General features: G+C 65.0%; 17 protein-coding genes and 1 pseudogene. 10 read left to right on the forward strand and 8 right to left on the reverse strand.

Going from position 1 to position 15,393, the window contains the following annotated elements:
* The first annotated feature begins 3 nt into the window (after window positions 1–3).
* The 5 genes from BX604_RS35940 (at window position 4) to BX604_RS35960 (ending at window position 4,875) form a co-directional block, all read left to right on the forward strand.
* On the forward strand, window positions 4–1,284 hold the full coding sequence (locus tag BX604_RS35940; protein WP_098556403.1) for an MFS transporter: 1,281 nt from the start codon (window positions 4–6) through the stop codon (window positions 1,282–1,284).
* A gap of 4 nt (window positions 1,285–1,288) precedes the next feature.
* Entirely contained in the window at window positions 1,289–2,254 is a 966-nt protein-coding gene (locus BX604_RS35945; RefSeq protein ID WP_098556405.1) for an NAD(P)-dependent oxidoreductase, read from the forward strand.
* A gap of 358 nt (window positions 2,255–2,612) precedes the next feature.
* Window positions 2,613–3,656, forward strand: coding sequence for a LacI family DNA-binding transcriptional regulator (locus tag BX604_RS35950; protein ID WP_098556592.1), 1,044 nt, complete (start codon window positions 2,613–2,615; stop codon window positions 3,654–3,656).
* Window positions 3,657–3,710: 54 nt separating this feature from the next.
* Entirely contained in the window at window positions 3,711–4,499 is a 789-nt protein-coding gene (locus tag BX604_RS35955) for a YhfC family intramembrane metalloprotease (protein ID WP_098556407.1), read from the forward strand.
* A 13-nt stretch (window positions 4,500–4,512) separates the two neighbouring features.
* A complete protein-coding gene (locus BX604_RS35960) occupies window positions 4,513–4,875 on the forward strand; it encodes a DUF3022 domain-containing protein (RefSeq protein ID WP_098556409.1) in 363 nt (120 codons plus the stop codon).
* Between the two features lie 45 nt (window positions 4,876–4,920).
* Here BX604_RS35960 and BX604_RS35965 read toward each other — a convergent pair whose 3' ends face one another.
* Both BX604_RS35965 and BX604_RS35970 read right to left on the reverse strand, forming a co-directional pair.
* Complete coding sequence (locus BX604_RS35965) at window positions 4,921–5,352, reverse strand: PGDYG domain-containing protein (RefSeq protein WP_098556411.1); 432 nt, start codon at window positions 5,350–5,352, stop codon at window positions 4,921–4,923.
* 129 nt (window positions 5,353–5,481) lie between these two features.
* Window positions 5,482–6,036, reverse strand: a complete 555-nt coding sequence (locus BX604_RS35970) for a Spy/CpxP family protein refolding chaperone (RefSeq protein ID WP_098556413.1) — start codon at window positions 6,034–6,036, stop codon at window positions 5,482–5,484.
* A 360-nt stretch (window positions 6,037–6,396) separates the two neighbouring features.
* On the opposite strand from BX604_RS35970, the gene BX604_RS35975 reads away from it, so the two are divergent.
* Both BX604_RS35975 and BX604_RS35980 read left to right on the forward strand, forming a co-directional pair.
* Window positions 6,397–6,861 (forward strand): Lrp/AsnC family transcriptional regulator, encoded by a 465-nt coding sequence (locus tag BX604_RS35975; RefSeq protein ID WP_006755043.1) that lies wholly within the window; start codon window positions 6,397–6,399, stop codon window positions 6,859–6,861.
* A gap of 451 nt (window positions 6,862–7,312) precedes the next feature.
* Window positions 7,313–8,413 carry a saccharopine dehydrogenase family protein gene (locus BX604_RS35980; RefSeq protein ID WP_006755042.1) on the forward strand — a complete coding sequence of 367 codons (1,101 nt, stop codon included), beginning with the start codon at window positions 7,313–7,315 and terminating at the stop codon, window positions 8,411–8,413.
* A gap of 103 nt (window positions 8,414–8,516) precedes the next feature.
* Here the strand turns inward: BX604_RS35980 and BX604_RS35985 are convergent, their stop codons facing one another.
* Together BX604_RS35985 and cydX are read right to left on the reverse strand one after the other, a co-directional pair.
* Window positions 8,517–9,143 carry an AAA family ATPase gene (locus tag BX604_RS35985; RefSeq protein ID WP_098556415.1) on the reverse strand — a complete coding sequence of 209 codons (627 nt, stop codon included), beginning with the start codon at window positions 9,141–9,143 and terminating at the stop codon, window positions 8,517–8,519.
* Window positions 9,140–9,286, reverse strand: coding sequence for a cytochrome bd-I oxidase subunit CydX (cydX, locus tag BX604_RS35990; protein ID WP_098556416.1), 147 nt, complete (start codon window positions 9,284–9,286; stop codon window positions 9,140–9,142). Before cydX ends, BX604_RS35985 begins: the two co-directional genes overlap by 4 nt.
* A 179-nt stretch (window positions 9,287–9,465) precedes the next feature.
* Between cydX and corA the strand changes: the two genes are divergently transcribed.
* Entirely contained in the window at window positions 9,466–10,443 is a 978-nt protein-coding gene (gene corA, locus BX604_RS35995; RefSeq protein WP_098556419.1) for a magnesium/cobalt transporter CorA, read from the forward strand.
* Between the two features lie 24 nt (window positions 10,444–10,467).
* On the opposite strand, the gene BX604_RS36000 is transcribed toward corA, so the two are convergent.
* On the reverse strand, window positions 10,468–10,755 hold the full coding sequence (locus tag BX604_RS36000) for a YciI-like protein (RefSeq protein WP_098556421.1): 288 nt from the start codon (window positions 10,753–10,755) through the stop codon (window positions 10,468–10,470).
* Between the two features lie 456 nt (window positions 10,756–11,211).
* Between BX604_RS36000 and BX604_RS36005 the strand changes: the two genes are divergently transcribed.
* Together BX604_RS36005 and BX604_RS40060 are read left to right on the forward strand one after the other, a co-directional pair.
* Window positions 11,212–11,700, forward strand: a complete 489-nt coding sequence (locus BX604_RS36005) for an aminoacyl-tRNA deacylase (protein ID WP_098556423.1) — start codon at window positions 11,212–11,214, stop codon at window positions 11,698–11,700.
* A 582-nt stretch (window positions 11,701–12,282) separates the two neighbouring features.
* A pseudogene (locus BX604_RS40060) lies at window positions 12,283–12,363 on the forward strand (hypothetical protein); the annotation flags it as partial.
* Window positions 12,364–12,455: 92 nt separating this feature from the next.
* Here BX604_RS40060 and BX604_RS36015 read toward each other — a convergent pair.
* From BX604_RS36015 to BX604_RS36025, 3 genes are all read right to left on the reverse strand, one after another.
* Window positions 12,456–13,178: a GntR family transcriptional regulator gene (locus BX604_RS36015; RefSeq protein ID WP_098556594.1), complete on the reverse strand. Its 723-nt coding sequence runs from the start codon at window positions 13,176–13,178 to the stop codon at window positions 12,456–12,458.
* A gap of 190 nt (window positions 13,179–13,368) precedes the next feature.
* Complete coding sequence (locus tag BX604_RS36020; protein WP_098556425.1) at window positions 13,369–14,367, reverse strand: 4-hydroxyproline epimerase; 999 nt, start codon at window positions 14,365–14,367, stop codon at window positions 13,369–13,371.
* Between the two features lie 105 nt (window positions 14,368–14,472).
* Window positions 14,473–15,375: a dihydrodipicolinate synthase family protein gene (locus BX604_RS36025; protein WP_098556427.1), complete on the reverse strand. Its 903-nt coding sequence runs from the start codon at window positions 15,373–15,375 to the stop codon at window positions 14,473–14,475.
* Between the last annotated feature and the right edge of the window lie 18 nt (window positions 15,376–15,393).

The following is a 15,393-nucleotide window of genomic DNA, read 5'->3' on the forward strand; positions in this document are numbered from 1 at the left end:
CTGATGGCAGCCAATCTCGCAGCCCGACGCTGGTGGACGATCATGCCGATCGTCTTCATCACCTACAGCCTCGCTTACCTCGACCGCGCGAACTACGGGTTCGCGGCCGCGGCCGGCATCAACCAGGACCTCGGGATCAGCAAGGGCCTGTCGTCGCTGATCGGCGCGCTGTTCTTCCTCGGCTACTTCTTCTTCCAGATCCCGGGCGCGATCTATGCGGAGCGCCGCAGCGTCAAGAAGCTCGTGTTTGTCAGCCTCGTGCTGTGGGGCGGCTGCGCGGCGCTCACGGGTATCGTCAGCAACATCCCGTCGCTGATGGCGATCCGGTTCGCGCTCGGCGTCGTCGAAGCGGCCGTGATGCCCGCGATGCTGATCTACATCAGCAACTGGTTCACGAAGAACGAGCGCTCGCGCGCGAACACGTTCCTGATCCTCGGCAACCCCGTGACGGTGTTGTGGATGTCGGTCGTGTCCGGTTACCTGGTCCACGAATTCGGCTGGCGCCACATGTTCATCGCCGAAGGCGTGCCGGCCGTGATCTGGGCAGTGTGCTGGTGGTTCCTCGTGCAGGACAAGCCGGCGGACTCGCCGTGGCTCACCGCACAGGAAAAACGCGACCTCGACGCAGCGCTCGCGGCCGAGCAGGCGGCGATCAAGCCGATGCGCAACTACGGCGAGGCGTTCCGCTCGCCGGCCGTGATCAAGCTGTGCGCACAGTACTTCTGCTGGAGCATCGGCGTGTACGGCTTCGTGCTGTGGCTGCCGTCGATCGTCAAGAACGGCTCCGCGCTCGGGATGGTCGCGACCGGCTGGCTGTCTGCGCTGCCGTATCTCGCCGCGACGATCGCGATGCTGGTCGCATCGTGGGCGTCGGACAAGGTCGGCTCGCGCCGCGGCTTCGTGTGGCCGTTCCTGCTGGTCGGCGCGGCCGCGTTCGCCGCGTCGTACGCGCTCGGCTCGTCGCATTTCTGGATCTCGTATGCGCTGCTCGTCGTCGCGGGCGCCGCGATGTATGCCCCGTACGGCCCGTTCTTCGCGATCGTGCCGGAGCTGCTGCCGAAGAACGTCGCCGGTGGCGCGATGGCGCTGATCAACAGCATGGGCGCGCTCGGCTCGTTCGTCGGCTCGTACTTCGTCGGCTACCTGAACGGCGCGACCGGGTCGCCCGTCGCATCGTATGCGTTCATGAGCGTCGCGCTCGTCGCCGCGGTGATCCTCACGCTGTCCGTCAAACCCCAGGCGCGCGACGAGCACTCGCTCGCGGCGCCGCTGCAAGGAAAATGAAACGATGAAGCCTCGTATCGTCGCGTACAAGCCGCTGCCCGATGACGTTCTCGCGTACCTGCGCGAGCATGCGGAGGTCGTGCAGGCCGATGGCGCCGACGCGCTCGCCGCTGCGCTCGGCGACGCGGACGGCGCGATCGGCGCGAGCCTGAAGGTCACGCCCGGGATGCTGGATCGCGCGCCGCGGCTGAAGGCCTGGTCGACGATCTCGGTCGGCTACGACAACTTCGACGTCGACGACCTGACGCGTCGCGGCATCGTGCTCGCGCACACGCCCGACGTGCTGACCGAATCGACCGCCGACACCGTGTTTTCGCTGATCCTAGCGTCCGCGCGGCGGGTGGTCGAACTGGCGGAGTGGGTGAAGGCGGGCCGCTGGCATCGCAGCATCGGCCCCGACCTGTACGGCACCGACGTGCAGGGCAAGACGCTCGGCATCGTCGGGCTCGGCCGGATCGGCGGGGCGGTCGCGCGCCGCGCGGCGCTCGGCTTCCGGATGCAGGTGCTGTACGCGAACCGGTCCGCGCACGCGCAAGCCGAGACGCAGTACGGTGCGCGCCGCGTGACGCTCGACGAATTGCTCGCGCAGTCGGATTTCGTGTGCCTGCAGGTGCCGCTGTCGCCGCAAACGCATCACATGATCGGCGCGGCCGAATTCGCGAAGATGAAGCGCGGCGCGATCCTGATCAACGCATCGCGCGGGCCGGTGGTCGACGAGGCCGCGCTGATCGACGCGCTGCGCGCAGGCACGATCCGCGGCGCGGGGCTCGACGTGTTCGAGCAGGAGCCGTTGCCGGCGGATTCGCCGCTGCTGCAGATGAACCAGGTTGTCGCGCTGCCGCATATCGGCTCGGCGACGCACGAGACGCGCCATGCGATGGCGCGCTGCGCCGCGGAAAACCTGGTCGGCGCGCTGGCCGGCACGCTGCGCACGAATCTCGTCAATCCCGACGCGCTCGCGCGCGCCTGAGCGCCGACGGCCGGCCGGCAAGGCCGCCGGCCCCGTTAGAGTCGATGGTCTTGGTACGGGAGGGCAGGCTACGTTATGATCGCCCGCTCGTCGCATCCGCGGCCCGGCCTACCTGGCCGGCGGCCTCCGGCGACGGGCATCCGTGCCAGATCCGGTGCGGCCGGCCGCTGTGCGTTGCAGCAGATGACCGGGGCGGGCGCGCATGCGCCGGCTTCGGTCGATTGCGAAGCACCGGATCGGCATGGGCGCTGAAGCGCCGACGCTGATCGACAGCGGCGCGCGCCGGGTGGCTTTCGTATCCAACAACAAAGTCCGTCCGCACATGAAGCGGCGCGGATCGACCGTCGCGAGGCACGACTTGACCGATTCGCAACTTACCACGCAGCGTCCGGCGACGATCAGCGACGTCGCGCGCGAGGCCGGCACGGGCAAGACCAGCGTTTCTCGCTACCTGAACGGCGAGACGCACGTGCTGTCCGCCGATCTGCGCCAGCGGATCGAGGCGGCGATCGCCCGGCTCAATTACCGGCCGAACCAGATGGCGCGCGGACTCAAGCGCGGCCGCAACCGGCTGCTCGGCATGCTCGCGGCCGACCTGACCAATCCCTATACCGTCGAAGTGCTGCAGGGCGTCGAGGCCGCGTGTCACGCGCTCGGCTACATGCCGCTGATCTGTCACGCGGCGAACGAAGTCGAGATGGAGCGGCGCTTCCTGCAGCTGCTGACGACGTATCGCGTCGAAGGGCTGATCGTCAACGCGCTCGGCGCCGAAGAGGAAGTGCTGCGCCCGCTGCGCGGCGGCGGCATTCCGGCCGTGCTCGTCGACCGGACCGTCGAGGGCTTCGAGGCCGACCTGATCGGCCTGGACAACGCCGATGCGATCGAGACGGCGCTCGCGCACCTGATCGAGCGCGGCTTCGATGCGATCCATTTCGTCGTGCAGCCGTTCGAGCAGGTCAGCTCGCGGCGCGTGCGCGAGGCAGCGTTCCGCGCGGCGCTCGACGCGCGCGGGCTGCCGGTGCCGCCGACGGTCGTGCTCGACCTGAACGAACCCGATGCGGCCGCGGCGGCGCTCGTCGACCTCGACGCGCGCATCGACGCTGCGACGCAGCGCGGCGTGCGCGCGGCGCTGTTCGCCGCGAATGCGCCGGTCGCGCTCGCGATCGCGCGCCATCTGCGCGCGCGTTTCGGTGCCGCGTGGCAGGACAAGGCCGCGCTGCTGTCGATCGACGATCCCGAGTGGGCCGAGCTGATCGGCATCACGACGATCCGCCAGCCGACCTACGAAATCGGCTACAAGGCCGTCGAATTCGTGCACGAGCGCATCGACGGCGCGGCCGGCGACGTGCGCGTCGCGATGCTGCCCGGCGAGCTGATTGCGCGCGCGTCGACGGCAAGCTGAGTATCATTCGGGGCACGCAGCGCGTCAGGTGCGCTGCCCTGAACAAGGAAATACATGACTGTCGCCCCCGTCACGCTGGCGGTGCTGATCGCCGCCACGCTGATCATCGCGCTGCTGCCGTTCGTTCTCTTCCGTATCTTGCGCAAGCCGCTTGCGCTCGACCGCCGCGACACGATCGTCGGCGTCGCCGTGTTCACGCTGTTCGCGATGATCGTCGAACGCGCCTTCCACGGTCTCGTGCTGAGCCAGACGCCGGCAGGCGGGTGGCTCACGCAGCCGCTCGCGTTCGTCGCGTACAGCGCGCTCGCGACCGCCGTATTCGAGGAAGTCGGCCGCTACCTGGGGATGCGTTTCCTGAATCGCCGCTACGGTGCGTCGGCCGGCGACGGTCGCGGCATCGGCTACGGGATCGGCCATGCGGGCGCCGAAGTGTGGTTCGTCGGCGTGCTCGTGTGGGGCCAGTGGTCGTATCTCGCGTGGCTCGCGATCCGCGGCCAGCTCGAAACGCAGCTCGCGGATCTGCCGGGCGATACCGTCGTGCGGCTGCACGTGATGCTGGCGACGCTGTCGGTGCCGTCGATCCTGTTGTTGCTGCTCGAACGCTGCGCGGGCTTCGTGGTGCAGCTCGCGCTGTCGGTGCTGATGTGGCGCGGCGTGCGTGCCGGCCGCGCAGGCGTGCTGCCGCTCGCGATCGTGCTGCATGCGCTCGCGATCGCGCCGACGCTGCTGTATCAGGTCCGCGTGCTGCCGGCCGGATGGCTCGAGGCGGTGTATTTCGTGCTGGCCGCGGTCCTGGTCGTCGTGCTGGTGAAGACGTGCCGGTCGCAGCGTGCGGCGGCCTGACGGGAGAGCGGGAATGGATGACTATCTGATCGAATGCCAGAGCGCTGAATTCGACGCGCTCGCGCGCGTGATCTGCGATCTCTTTCCGGAGCAGACGCGTTTTGTCGAAAGCAGCGACGCGCGCGGGCGGTTCCTGTCCGTGCACTGGCTCGCCATGCGTTTCGGCGCGACGCCCAAGCGGATGACGCTCGATATCCGCATCGTGCCGGCCGCGCTCGCGCGTTATCTGGCGCTTCGGCCGATGCAGCGCGCACGCAGCCATGCGGTGCTGCATGCGTATACGGAAGCGATGCTGGGTTCGCTCGAGGAGCGGCACGCGGCCGGTCAGGCCATCGAGCGCGACGCGGAACTCGAACTCGACGAAGACTTCGCGTAAGCGCAAGCGCAAGCGCAAGCGCCGGCGCGATGCCGGCGCGGCAGATTATGCGTCGTGGTAGACCTGCGCGAAGCGCTGCGCCTGCACGACGCCGTAGTCGCCGGGCGCATACTGCATCACCCAGTCGCCGGCGACGCCGCGCAGCGTGTCGCCGTTTTCCGAGCGGGCGATCGTAAACGGCGCGTCCATCCGGCGTGCGAGCACGACGCTCGGCCGGTTCCGGTACGCGCCCGGTGCGCCGTGCGCGAGCGCGGCGTCGGCGGGCAGGTACTTGGCGTCGAAACGTGCGCGCGACACGACCCAGCGATCGCCGGTCGAGCCGGTGATCAGCGCGTCGCCCGCGACGTAGCGGTTCGGGCCTTCGAGGCTCATCAGTTCGCCGTCGGCATCCGCGAAGGCGACCGCGACGGTTTCATTCTTGACGACGCGACGGGCCTGCGGATCGGTACGCAGATCGAGGTGCTTGAGTTCGAGCATGGCGGGGAAGTGCGGGAAAAGCCGGCAGCTTATCCCGAAACCGGCGCGCCGTGTGACGCGCCGATTTCCCCGCGGGAGGCGCGGTGCCGCTCGGTCCGGACGGGCAGGGTGGCGCCGGCAATGCGGATATCAGGGCTGGGCGGGGGCGCTTGCGGCGGGCGCGGCTGCTGCCTTGCCTTCCTTGCTCTTGGCTTTGCCCTTGCCCTTGCCGTGATGTTCGCCGCCGTGGTGCAGCCAGTTGCGGAACGTCGTGTCGGCCAGTGCCTTCTGTTCGGCCGGGAAGCTCTCGTAGAGCGGTGCGAAGGCGTCGGCGAGTTTCTTCGCGCCGTCCGCGTTCGCCTGCGCGAGTTCCGCGTACTGCTTCACGTCGTCGACCGCCGACACGTTGTGGCTATCGATCCGCGCGCGATAGAGGCGGCCCATCGTTTCGCCGTTCTCGCGCATGACGTCGGCGAACGTCTTCCACTGCGGTTCCTGCGCCGACGTGATCTTCAACTGGTCGTGCAGATACTTGATGCGCTGCTCGATGCGCGCTTCACGGCGTGCCGTATGCTGCTCGGCGCTCGGTGCCGACGCGGCTGTCGGCGTGGCCGTCGCAGGAGCGGGCTGCGATTGCGGTTGGGTCTGTGCGAATGCACTGGCCGCAACGACGAGCGTAGCGAGGGTGAGCGAGATTTTCTTCATGGTTGGCTCTCCGGGGTGGTGTCGTGCGAGCGGGCGCGGCGGCAACTGCCGCGAGCGCGCATCTCGCGTCGCCGCTATTAGTAGCACGTTGTGCACGACACGGCAGCGAAAGCGACACTTGCTTACAACCGATACGAATAGAAATTGAAAGGGACATAGCATGCGGACGCGGGTTCGCATGCGTTCGGGCGACGGCGCCGGCGCGCGATCGGCATGCGAACGATGCGCACGAAACAGTCCGCGCGATGTGCCGGTGCGACCGTCACCACACTGCGCGATCCCGTTTGGGCGGCCCGGCGTTCGGCGCTATCATCGCGTCACGTTCCATTTCGCCGGCGCGCTGCACGCCGGCCCAGCCTCATGCGTCCACCTCGCCTTGACCAACTCGACGACCTCGACCGGCAACTCGTTGCGCTGCTGCAAGCGGATGCGCGCGCAAGCGTCGCCGATCTCGCGCGGCAGCTCGATGTCGCGCGCACGACCGTCGTCGCACGCATCGCGCGGCTCGAGCGCACCAACGTGATCGCCGGATACAGCGTGAGGCTCGGACAGGACGTGCTTGATGCGAGCATCTACGCGTATGTCGGCATCATCCTCACGCCGAAGTTCGGCAAGGACGTGCTGCGCCGGCTCGACCGGATGCCCGAGGTGCAGTTGCTGTGCGCGGTGAGCGGCGAGTACGACTACGTCGCCTGGCTGCGCGCCGATTCGCCGGAGCGCCTCAACGATCTGCTCGACCAGATCGGCACGCTCGAAGGTGTCGAGCGCACGACGACGTCGATCATCCTGTCGCGCAAGATCGATCGCGGCACGATCGGCGGGTAATGCTGCGCATGCGGCGTCGCGCGTGACGTCGCAGCGCGATCGTTGCGCATCTTCCTCCTTCAGCTTCCCTTGATGCTCGCCGCTTGCGCTTGCCGCAGGGCGGGGCGCTGACGTGCGCATCGTCATGCCGGCGTTGTTGCGTCGACTGCCGGCACGCGCGCGAGCAACGGCGCATGCGCCTTCCCGTATCCCACCTCGATCCCGTTTTGATTCGTTCTTTCCGAGCGTCAGGACGCGGCTTTTGTCGTCCTGTTGCAACCCGTTTGCAGCCGGCGATTGACGCGATTTTTAGACGATTTGGTCGTTGTGACGAAAAGCATCGTCATTCCGTCGAATTTATCGGTCGTTTCGCATCATTCTTCGTCTTGGAACTGATTTTGCGCGTCTCTAAACTGTGTTCATGGCTCGACGCCGTACACAAACATCACACCCATCATCAGGAGATAAGCGCATGAAAATCGCCATCGTCGGCGCAGGTCTGATCGGCCACACCATTGCTCACATGCTGCGTGAAACGGGCGACTACGAAGTCGTCGCGTTTGACCGCGACGCCGATGCGCTCGCGAAGCTGTCGCGCGAAGGCATCGCGACGCAACGCGTCGATTCGGCCGACGCCAATGCGATCCGTGAAGCCGTGAAGGGCTTCGATGCGCTCGTCAACGCACTGCCGTACTACCTCGCGGTCAACGTCGCCGCTGCTGCGAAGGCGGCCGGCGTTCACTACTTCGACCTCACCGAAGACGTCCGCGCAACCCACGCAATTCGCGAACTCGCCGACGGTTCGGACCGTGCGTTCATGCCGCAGTGCGGCCTCGCACCGGGCTTCATCGGCATCGCCGCACACGAGCTCGTGAACGGCTTCAGCGAAGTGCGCGACGTGAAGATGCGCGTCGGCGCGCTGCCGGAGTATCCGACCAACGCACTGAAGTACAACCTGACGTGGAGCGTCGATGGCCTGATCAACGAATACTGCCAGCCGTGCGAAGCGATCCGCGACGGCCGCAAGCAGTGGGTGCAGCCGCTGGAAGGCCTCGAGCACTTCTCGCTGGACGGCACCGAATACGAAGCGTTCAACACGTCGGGCGGCCTGGGCACGCTGTGCGAAACGCTGTCGGGCAAGGTCGAGACGCTCGACTACAAGTCAGTGCGCTATCCGGGCCACCGTGAGCTCGTGCAGTTCCTGCTCGAAGACCTGCGTCTGTCGAGCGACCGCGACACGCTGAAGTCGATCATGCGCCGCGCGGTGCCGTCGACGAAGCAGGACGTCGTGCTCGTGTTCGTCACGGTGACGGGCGTGAAGGACGGCCAGCTGGTGCAGGACGTGTTCACCCGCAAGATCTTCGCGAAGGACGTGTGCGGGATGCACATGAGCGCGATCCAGATCACGACGGCCGGCGCGATGTGCGCGGTGCTGGATCTGTTCCGCGAAAAGAAGCTGCCGCAGAGCGGTTTCATCCCGCAGGAAAAGGTGTCGCTGAAGGCGTTCCTGTCGAACCGCTTCGGCAAGCTGTACGAAGGCGGCACGATGGAGCGCGTGCACGAAGTCGCCTGACGACGGATTGTTGGCACGCGGGCCGAGTGACGACGCCGGGAGCGCAGCAGCGCTTCCGGCGTTGTTTTTTTAGGCGAGGAAGAAGCGCAGGGCGGTGGCCCGTTCAGGCCGGCAGCGGCGGGACGATCGTCGCTTGCGGCACGGGCGATGCCGGTGGCGCGATGCGGTACAGCAACGTCTCGATGTCGGAGTCGGACGGTGCGGTGTTGTCGAACATCACGATCCCGTCGCATTCGTCGCCGGTCGGCACGAAGCGGCGTTGCCGGTATTCGTCCCAGTGCGCGAGCTTGTATGCGTCGTTCGGGTTGCCGCGCGCGACGATCCGCTCGCGTGCGACGTCTTCGGCCGTATGGACCCAGACGACGGTCAGCGTGACGTCGGGCGTAATGCCGAGCCATGCGCGGTCGAGGATGCGCCGGTCGCGTACTTCGCGCGACAGCGGGCCGACCACCAGCGCGCCGATGCCGAGCGCGAGATTTTCGCGGGCGGTGTCGAGCAGGCCCTGGTATTCGGGATCGCGCAGATGCTTCAGGTAGAGCGGGCTGTCGCGATCGTTCGGATCCGACGTGAGGGCGCCCATTGCGGCCGAGCTGTAGCGGCCGTACAGCGTGTCCTTGTCGAGCAGGCAGAACGCCTCGCCGGTCGCGCGCATCAGCGGCCCAATCAGCCGCTTTGCAAGCGTGGTCTTGCCGGTGCCGGCATGGCCGCAGAAGAACACCAGGTGGGTCACGAATACCGGCTCCGCGAACCCGCACGCGACGTGTCGGTGCGCTTGTCGTCGCGCGAGAACACTTCCGCTTCCAGCCACATCACGTTGATGATGCCGAAGCCGAGGGCCACGCCGATGCCGAGTATCCACGCGAAATACCACATGGGTTTGTCTCCTTGACGGTTGGGCCGCACGAGCGTGCGGTGAGCCTGTCGAAGCGGTGCCGTGCGCAGTCTGCGACGCAGGCAGTCCGATCATGACCAATATCGGCGCGACGCGCAAGCCGGGCCGCCTGCGCGGCAAACCGGTAAACTGACGCGCAAACCGCAACATCACGGACACCATGCTGATCAACTGTGCTGCATACCAGGACGGCCGCAAGCTGGCCGACATCGATATCGACGCCATCAGTGACTACGTGTCGAAACCCGAGTGTTTCGTGTGGGTGGCGCTGAAGGATCCGACGCCCGAGGAAATCAATCTGATGGGCGACGAGTTCGGGCTGCACGAGCTGGCGCTCGAGGATGCCCGCAACGGGCATCAGCGGCCGAAGATCGAGGAGTACGGCGACTCGCTGTTCGCCGTGCTGCATACGGTCGAACTCGACGACGACGACGAATTCAAGGTCGGCGAGCTGAACGTGTTCGTCGGCCCGAACTACGTGCTGTCGATCCGAAACCATACGGAACAGGACTTCCGCGACGTGCGCAAGCGCTGCGAGCGCGAGCCGCATCTGCTGAAGGAAGGCTCGGCGTTCGTGTTCTATGCGCTGATGGATCAGGTCGTCGACCGCTATTTCCCGATCCTCGAGACGCTCGGCAACGAGCTCGAGGAACTCGAGGACCGTATCTTCACGAAGAGCTCGCCGTCATCGTCGCGCGCGATCATCGAGGATCTCTATTCGCTCAAGCGTCGGCTCGTGATGCTGTACCAGCACACGGCGCCGCTGCTCGAACCGCTCGCGAAGCTCACCGGCGGGCGGACGCCGCAGGTGTGCAGCGGGATGGAACATTATTTCCGCGACGTCTACGACCATCTGCAGCGGATCGTGAAGACGATCGAAGGGCGACGCGAAATGGTCGTGACCGCGATCCAGGTCAATCTCGGGATGATCTCGCTTGCCGAGAACGAGGTGACCAAGCGGCTCGGTTCGTTCGCCGCGCTGTTCGCGATTCCGACGATGATCGCCGGCATCTACGGGATGAACTTCGCGAACATGCCCGAGCTGCACCTCAAATATGGCTTCTACGGCTGCATCGCGGCGATGCTCGCGGCCGATCTCGGGCTGTGGTGGCGGTTCAAGCGGGCGGGGTGGCTGTAGCCGCGCGCCTGTCGCCGTGCGCCTTCAGCGCGACGCGTGCTTGCCGACCACGACACGCCATGGGCGAACGCGCCACGATTTGACGAGGCCGTTCTGAACGTACGGATCGGCGCGCGCGAACGATTCGGCGGCTTCCGGCGAATCGCCTTCGAACACGAGTACGGCCTGGTCGGCCGGATCCTGCAACGCGCCCGCGAGCACGAGCTCGCCGCGTTCGGTTGCGGCCTGCGCGAGCGCGAGGTGCTCGGCGCGGAACGGTTCGCGTCGGGCCAGGTAATCGTCGACGAGATCGTAGATCAGCTGGTAATGCATGGTTGCTCCCGGAATCGGTTGCCGCGCCGGTTCGGCGGCCGGCTCAGTATAGGACACGGTTCGGTCTTTGTCGGCGCGGTTCGCGGGGATTCGCCCGGCGCGTCCGAATGAATCCGCGTGGCGACGCTGCTTGCCATGTTTGTGCCCATACCATTTTCCATAAATGCAACTAACGGTCTAGTGCTGATCCGCCATCGTATTGGGTTGTGTTATCGCGACGGGACGTCCGTCACGACAGACTGCGTCTTCAGAAAAGGCGGTTCGACGAGCGTATTCCGGGCCCGGATTTCACATGCCGGCGAGGGCGGGCGAACTGCCGGAAAAGGGGCCGCAGCCGGCCGTCGGCCGGCCTGTACGGACGCCGCGCGAGGGCGTTTCCATTGGCCCGAATGCGACCTATGCTGAACGAATCCGGTGCGAACTTCGTTCGCCCGATTCGCCCAGACGAGGTGTGCCATGCCTGTATCAGCCACCCTGCAGGATTGCCTGCGCCAGAAGTCATCACGGTACGAAGTCGTGTACCACCCGTATAGCCATACCAGCATGGAGACGGCCGCCGCCGCGCATATTCCCGGCAATCGTCTCGCGAAAACCGTGCTGCTCGAGGACGACGAAGGCTACGTCGCGGCCGTGCTGCCGACGTCGCACGCGGTGCGGCTGTCGGACCTCTGGGTCAAGACCGGCCGCCATCTCGTGCTTGCCAGGGAAATCGAACTGCGCGAACTGTTCAAGGATTGCGACATGGGCGCGTTGCCGCCGGTGTGCATGGCGTATGGAATGAAGACGTTCCTCGAGGAACATCTCGCCGAGCAGCCGGAAGTGTATTTCGAGGCCGGCGACCACGAAGCGCTGATCCACATGATGCAGGGCGAATTCCTGTCGCTGATGGAGACGGCCGAGCGCGCGCATTTCTCGCACAAGATGCAGGGAATGTGGGTGTCTTGAGCGGTGTGTCGCGGGCGATTTGCGATGCGGGGAAATGGCGTCCGGTGAGCGGACGCAGGGGCAACCGTGCGTTGCTGATCAGGAGATTCGGATGCCGTGTGAAAAGTGTCGCAACTTTGGCGGAACGCGTTCCAACTATGACTATTTGGGTATCAATATTTCCAGGCATGCGGAGCTGCAGCAGTGCAGGAATTGTGGTCAGTTTCTAGAGATTGTTGCGGAAGCTCGAGCGCCGTATTTTCTTACGCTTGAGCAGGCCAAAGCGTACTTTCCAGATGCTCGCGAAGCGCTCGAAAAGATTGCGCCTCGATAATGAGGGGTGGCGGACAGACGAAGACAGGGGTGTTTTTCGGTAAATTCATGATTTAACATAATCATAGTTATCAACGTCAAATCTGTAGGAGCAAAGTAGTAATGTCGCATCTGAGCAAAGTTGAAATGTCGTAGTTCGAGGGTTTCGGCGCATGCTGGCGGCGGTTCGAACTGCCGGAGCGCATCGTGGGCCAACCTGGACTGATCACCATGAGCATGCGGGAGCTGGATCGTCTGAAGGTCGTGGAAGCCGTGATCGAGCAGCGTCTGATGCCTTGGCGAGCCGCGGAGCGGCTCGAGATCAGTCGACGGCAGATTGAACGGCTGGTCGCCCGGCTACGTGAGCACGGCGCGGCGGGATCGGTGTCGGGACACCGAGCGAAGCCCGGCAACCGCCGTCTCGACCCAGGAGCCGCCGACCAGGCACTGCCGATCATGTCAGATCAACGCCCGACGATCGCGCCCACAACAGAAATGATCTGCTCCGACGCAGTTTTAACGTGCTGCTCGAGCAGTTTCGCACCGAGTTTCGAGTCCCTTTTCCTGCAGGCATCGACCAATGCCATGTGCTCGCGATGCGACTGCTCGCGAATGGGCACCTGGACGACCTGGAAGCGAAAATACCGATCACTGCGATCATGCAGCACGCGCAACATCTGGAGCGTGATGTCCTTCTGTGCAGGCAGATACAGCGTTTCGTGAAAGCACCAGTTCAGGTGCCCCCAATCGCCCGAGTCGGCCTTGTCCATCTCCTTGACGAGCCGTTCGGCCTTGCCGATTTCCGCATCGGAAATTTTCTGGATCGCCTCGGCGAAGATCCACGGCTCGAGACGAAGCCGAATGTCAAACGTCTCCTGGACCTCGTCGATGGACAATTCCGCTACGTAAGCGCCCTTGTGCGGAACGCTCGTCAGCAACCCCTCACCCGTCAATCGCGTGATCGCCTCGCGAATCGGTACACGACTGACACCCAGCTCGTCAGCGAGCGCTTCTTGCCGGAGCGCTTCGCCCGGCGCAAGATCGCCGCTCAGGATACGTTGCCGAATCGCCGTCGTCACGAGTTCGACGGTAGTCGGTCGAACGATCTTTCGGGTGGTTTCGGCGGCAATGACCTGAGTCGCTTCGGACTCTTCCGTGCGGCGTTTCTTGGGGGCTACCGGGGACATGATGGGCTGACTCGAACGCTGATTGTTGTCGGCATCGTAGCATGAGATTGGCTTTAGTATCCAAAATCCAATCCTCGTCGCAGCCATCCCTGAGCCCCCTTTCCATGCCGACGATTTCCGCGCCGGCGCCCGGCGTCGTGCGCGAAAGCGCATCGTCTGCGCCGGTACGGAATCAGTCGGTGGCGAACGGTCACTTGAGCAAGAAACCCTTCGCGAGCGGGTCGCGATCGTCGACGAAAATCGTGTTGTGCCCCGTGACCCGTGCCCACCCTTCGATGCTCGGAATGATGGCGTCGAACTCGCCGACTCGGGTCGCCTCTTCAGGAATGCCCGTGAAGAGCGTGCCGATGATGCTCTCGTGGACGAAGCGCTCGCCGATCTTCAGCCTGCCCTTCCCGACCAGATGCGCCATGCGCGCAGACGTCCCCGTACCGCACGGCGACCGGTCGATGGCCTTGTCTCCATAGAACACCACGTTCTTCGCGCTCGCGCCTTCGACGGTCGGTTCTCCCGTCCACATCACGTGACTCAGGCCGCGAATCTCGGCCTTTTCAGGGTGAACGAACGGATACTTCTCGTTGGCCTTTTGCCGGAGAATCGGACTCAAACGCTGGATGTCCGATGGCTTCAATGCGTGCAGGCCGGCGTAGTTCGCCTGCGGCTCGATGATTGCGTAGAAGTTTCCGCCATACGCGACGTCAAACCGGATTTCACCCAGGCCATCCACGTCGACGCTGAGATCGGTCGAATGCAGAAACGACGGTACGTTGATGAGCCGGACCGAGTCGACGTAGTCGCCGTCCGTCCTGTATTTCGCGACGACGAGCCCTGCCGGCGTGTCGAGTCGCAGTATCCCCGGCTCTTTCGAACGCACCAGGCCGTGCTCGATGGCGGAAGTCACGGTGCCGATCGTTCCGTGTCCGCACATCGGCAGGCACCCGCTCACTTCGATGAACAGGATCGCGACGTCGCAATCCGCGCGAGTCGGCGGGTACAGAATGCTGCCGGACATGACTTCATGCCCGCGCGGTTCGAACATCAACGCCGCCCGGATCCAGTCGAATTCCCGCTCGAAGTGTGCGCGCCGTTCGATCATGTTCTGCCCTTCGAGGCGCGGCGCCCCGCCGGCGACGACGCGCACCGGGTTGCCACAGGTGTGGCCGTCGATACAGAAAAAGGTTGATTTCATCGCTTCACTCCGTAGGCCGCGCTGGAGCCGCTCGTGCGGCGGGATACCGTTGATGACGACATCGTCCGGCCGTACCGGGGCAGTATGGCCGGACGATTCAGTCGATTACTTCGACAGCGCGCGCAGGTCGGCCACCGTCTTTTCGACGATCGCGATGACCTTGCGACGCTCGTCGCCTTCGAGCTTCAGTCGCGGGGCTTTCACGTTTTCCGAATAGCCGGCGATGATGTGCTCGGCGAGCTTGATGTATTGCACGAGCTTCACGTGCGTGTCGAGGTGGAACAGGTCGATCAACGCACGATACAGCTTCCGGGCTTGCGCGAAGTCGCCGTTCACGGCGAGATTCAGCAACTCGACGGACGCCTCCGGGACGGCGTTCGCCATGCCCGACACCCAGCCCGTCACGCCCAGCGCTACCGATTCGAGCACCAGGTCGTCGACGCCGCAGACCACGGCCAGACGATCGCCGAACCGGGACAACAGATCCGTGACGCGCGACGTGTCATACGACTCTTCCTTGATGGCCGCGATGGTCGGTTCGTCGACCAGTTCCGCGACGACGTCGGGCGTCAGGTCGACGCCATATCCGCGCGGGTTGTTGTACAGCAGGATCTGCAACCCGGACGCACGCGCGACGGTCTTGTAGAACGCGATCGTTTCGCGTGCATCCGATTTGTACGTCAGCCCCGGGAAGACCATCAGGCCTTGGACGCCGATTGATTCGGCATCCTTCGCAAACTGGACGGCGCTGTCGGTATTCGTTTCGGCGAGACCCGAGATCACCGGCACGCGACCGCCGACCGTTTCGATCGCGAGCTTCAGCACCGTGCGCTTCTCTTCCGGCGTGAGCTGCGCGTTTTCGCCCACCATCCCCATCATCAGCACGCCGGCCACGCCGCTTTCGACGAGACGGTTCAGGCCCGCCTTGATCGCATCGTGATCGAGCGAACCGTCGTCTTTCAGCTTCGTCGTGACGGCCGGATAAACACCTTTCCAATCGAGTTCCATCGCTACACCTTTCCAGAA

It is taken from the genome of Burkholderia sp. JKS000303 (assembly GCF_002563755.1).
GTDB classification, from domain to species: domain Bacteria; phylum Pseudomonadota; class Gammaproteobacteria; order Burkholderiales; family Burkholderiaceae; genus Burkholderia; species Burkholderia anthina_B.

Excerpts from the sequence above, each read along its gene's own strand:
- BX604_RS36020 (WP_098556425.1), bottom strand. The coding sequence starts at position 14,367 with ATGAAATCAACCTTTTTCTGTATCGACGGCCACACCTGTGGCAACCCG.
- BX604_RS35975 (WP_006755043.1), top strand. The coding sequence starts at position 6,397 with ATGCGTCCACCTCGCCTTGACCAACTCGACGACCTCGACCGGCAACTC.
- BX604_RS35955 (WP_098556407.1), top strand. The coding sequence starts at position 3,711 with ATGACTGTCGCCCCCGTCACGCTGGCGGTGCTGATCGCCGCCACGCTG.
- BX604_RS35980 (WP_006755042.1), top strand. The coding sequence starts at position 7,313 with ATGAAAATCGCCATCGTCGGCGCAGGTCTGATCGGCCACACCATTGCT.
- BX604_RS35945 (WP_098556405.1), top strand. The coding sequence starts at position 1,289 with ATGAAGCCTCGTATCGTCGCGTACAAGCCGCTGCCCGATGACGTTCTC.
- BX604_RS35960 (WP_098556409.1), top strand. The coding sequence starts at position 4,513 with ATGGATGACTATCTGATCGAATGCCAGAGCGCTGAATTCGACGCGCTC.
- BX604_RS35965 (WP_098556411.1), bottom strand. The coding sequence starts at position 5,352 with ATGCTCGAACTCAAGCACCTCGATCTGCGTACCGATCCGCAGGCCCGT.
- BX604_RS36005 (WP_098556423.1), top strand. The coding sequence starts at position 11,212 with ATGCCTGTATCAGCCACCCTGCAGGATTGCCTGCGCCAGAAGTCATCA.
- BX604_RS36000 (WP_098556421.1), bottom strand. The coding sequence starts at position 10,755 with ATGCATTACCAGCTGATCTACGATCTCGTCGACGATTACCTGGCCCGA.
- BX604_RS36025 (WP_098556427.1), bottom strand. The coding sequence starts at position 15,375 with ATGGAACTCGATTGGAAAGGTGTTTATCCGGCCGTCACGACGAAGCTG.
- BX604_RS36015 (WP_098556594.1), bottom strand. The coding sequence starts at position 13,178 with ATGTCCCCGGTAGCCCCCAAGAAACGCCGCACGGAAGAGTCCGAAGCG.
- corA (WP_098556419.1), top strand. The coding sequence starts at position 9,466 with ATGCTGATCAACTGTGCTGCATACCAGGACGGCCGCAAGCTGGCCGAC.
- cydX (WP_098556416.1), bottom strand. The coding sequence starts at position 9,286 with ATGTGGTATTTCGCGTGGATACTCGGCATCGGCGTGGCCCTCGGCTTC.
- BX604_RS35940 (WP_098556403.1), top strand. The coding sequence starts at position 4 with ATGGCAGCCAATCTCGCAGCCCGACGCTGGTGGACGATCATGCCGATC.
- BX604_RS35970 (WP_098556413.1), bottom strand. The coding sequence starts at position 6,036 with ATGAAGAAAATCTCGCTCACCCTCGCTACGCTCGTCGTTGCGGCCAGT.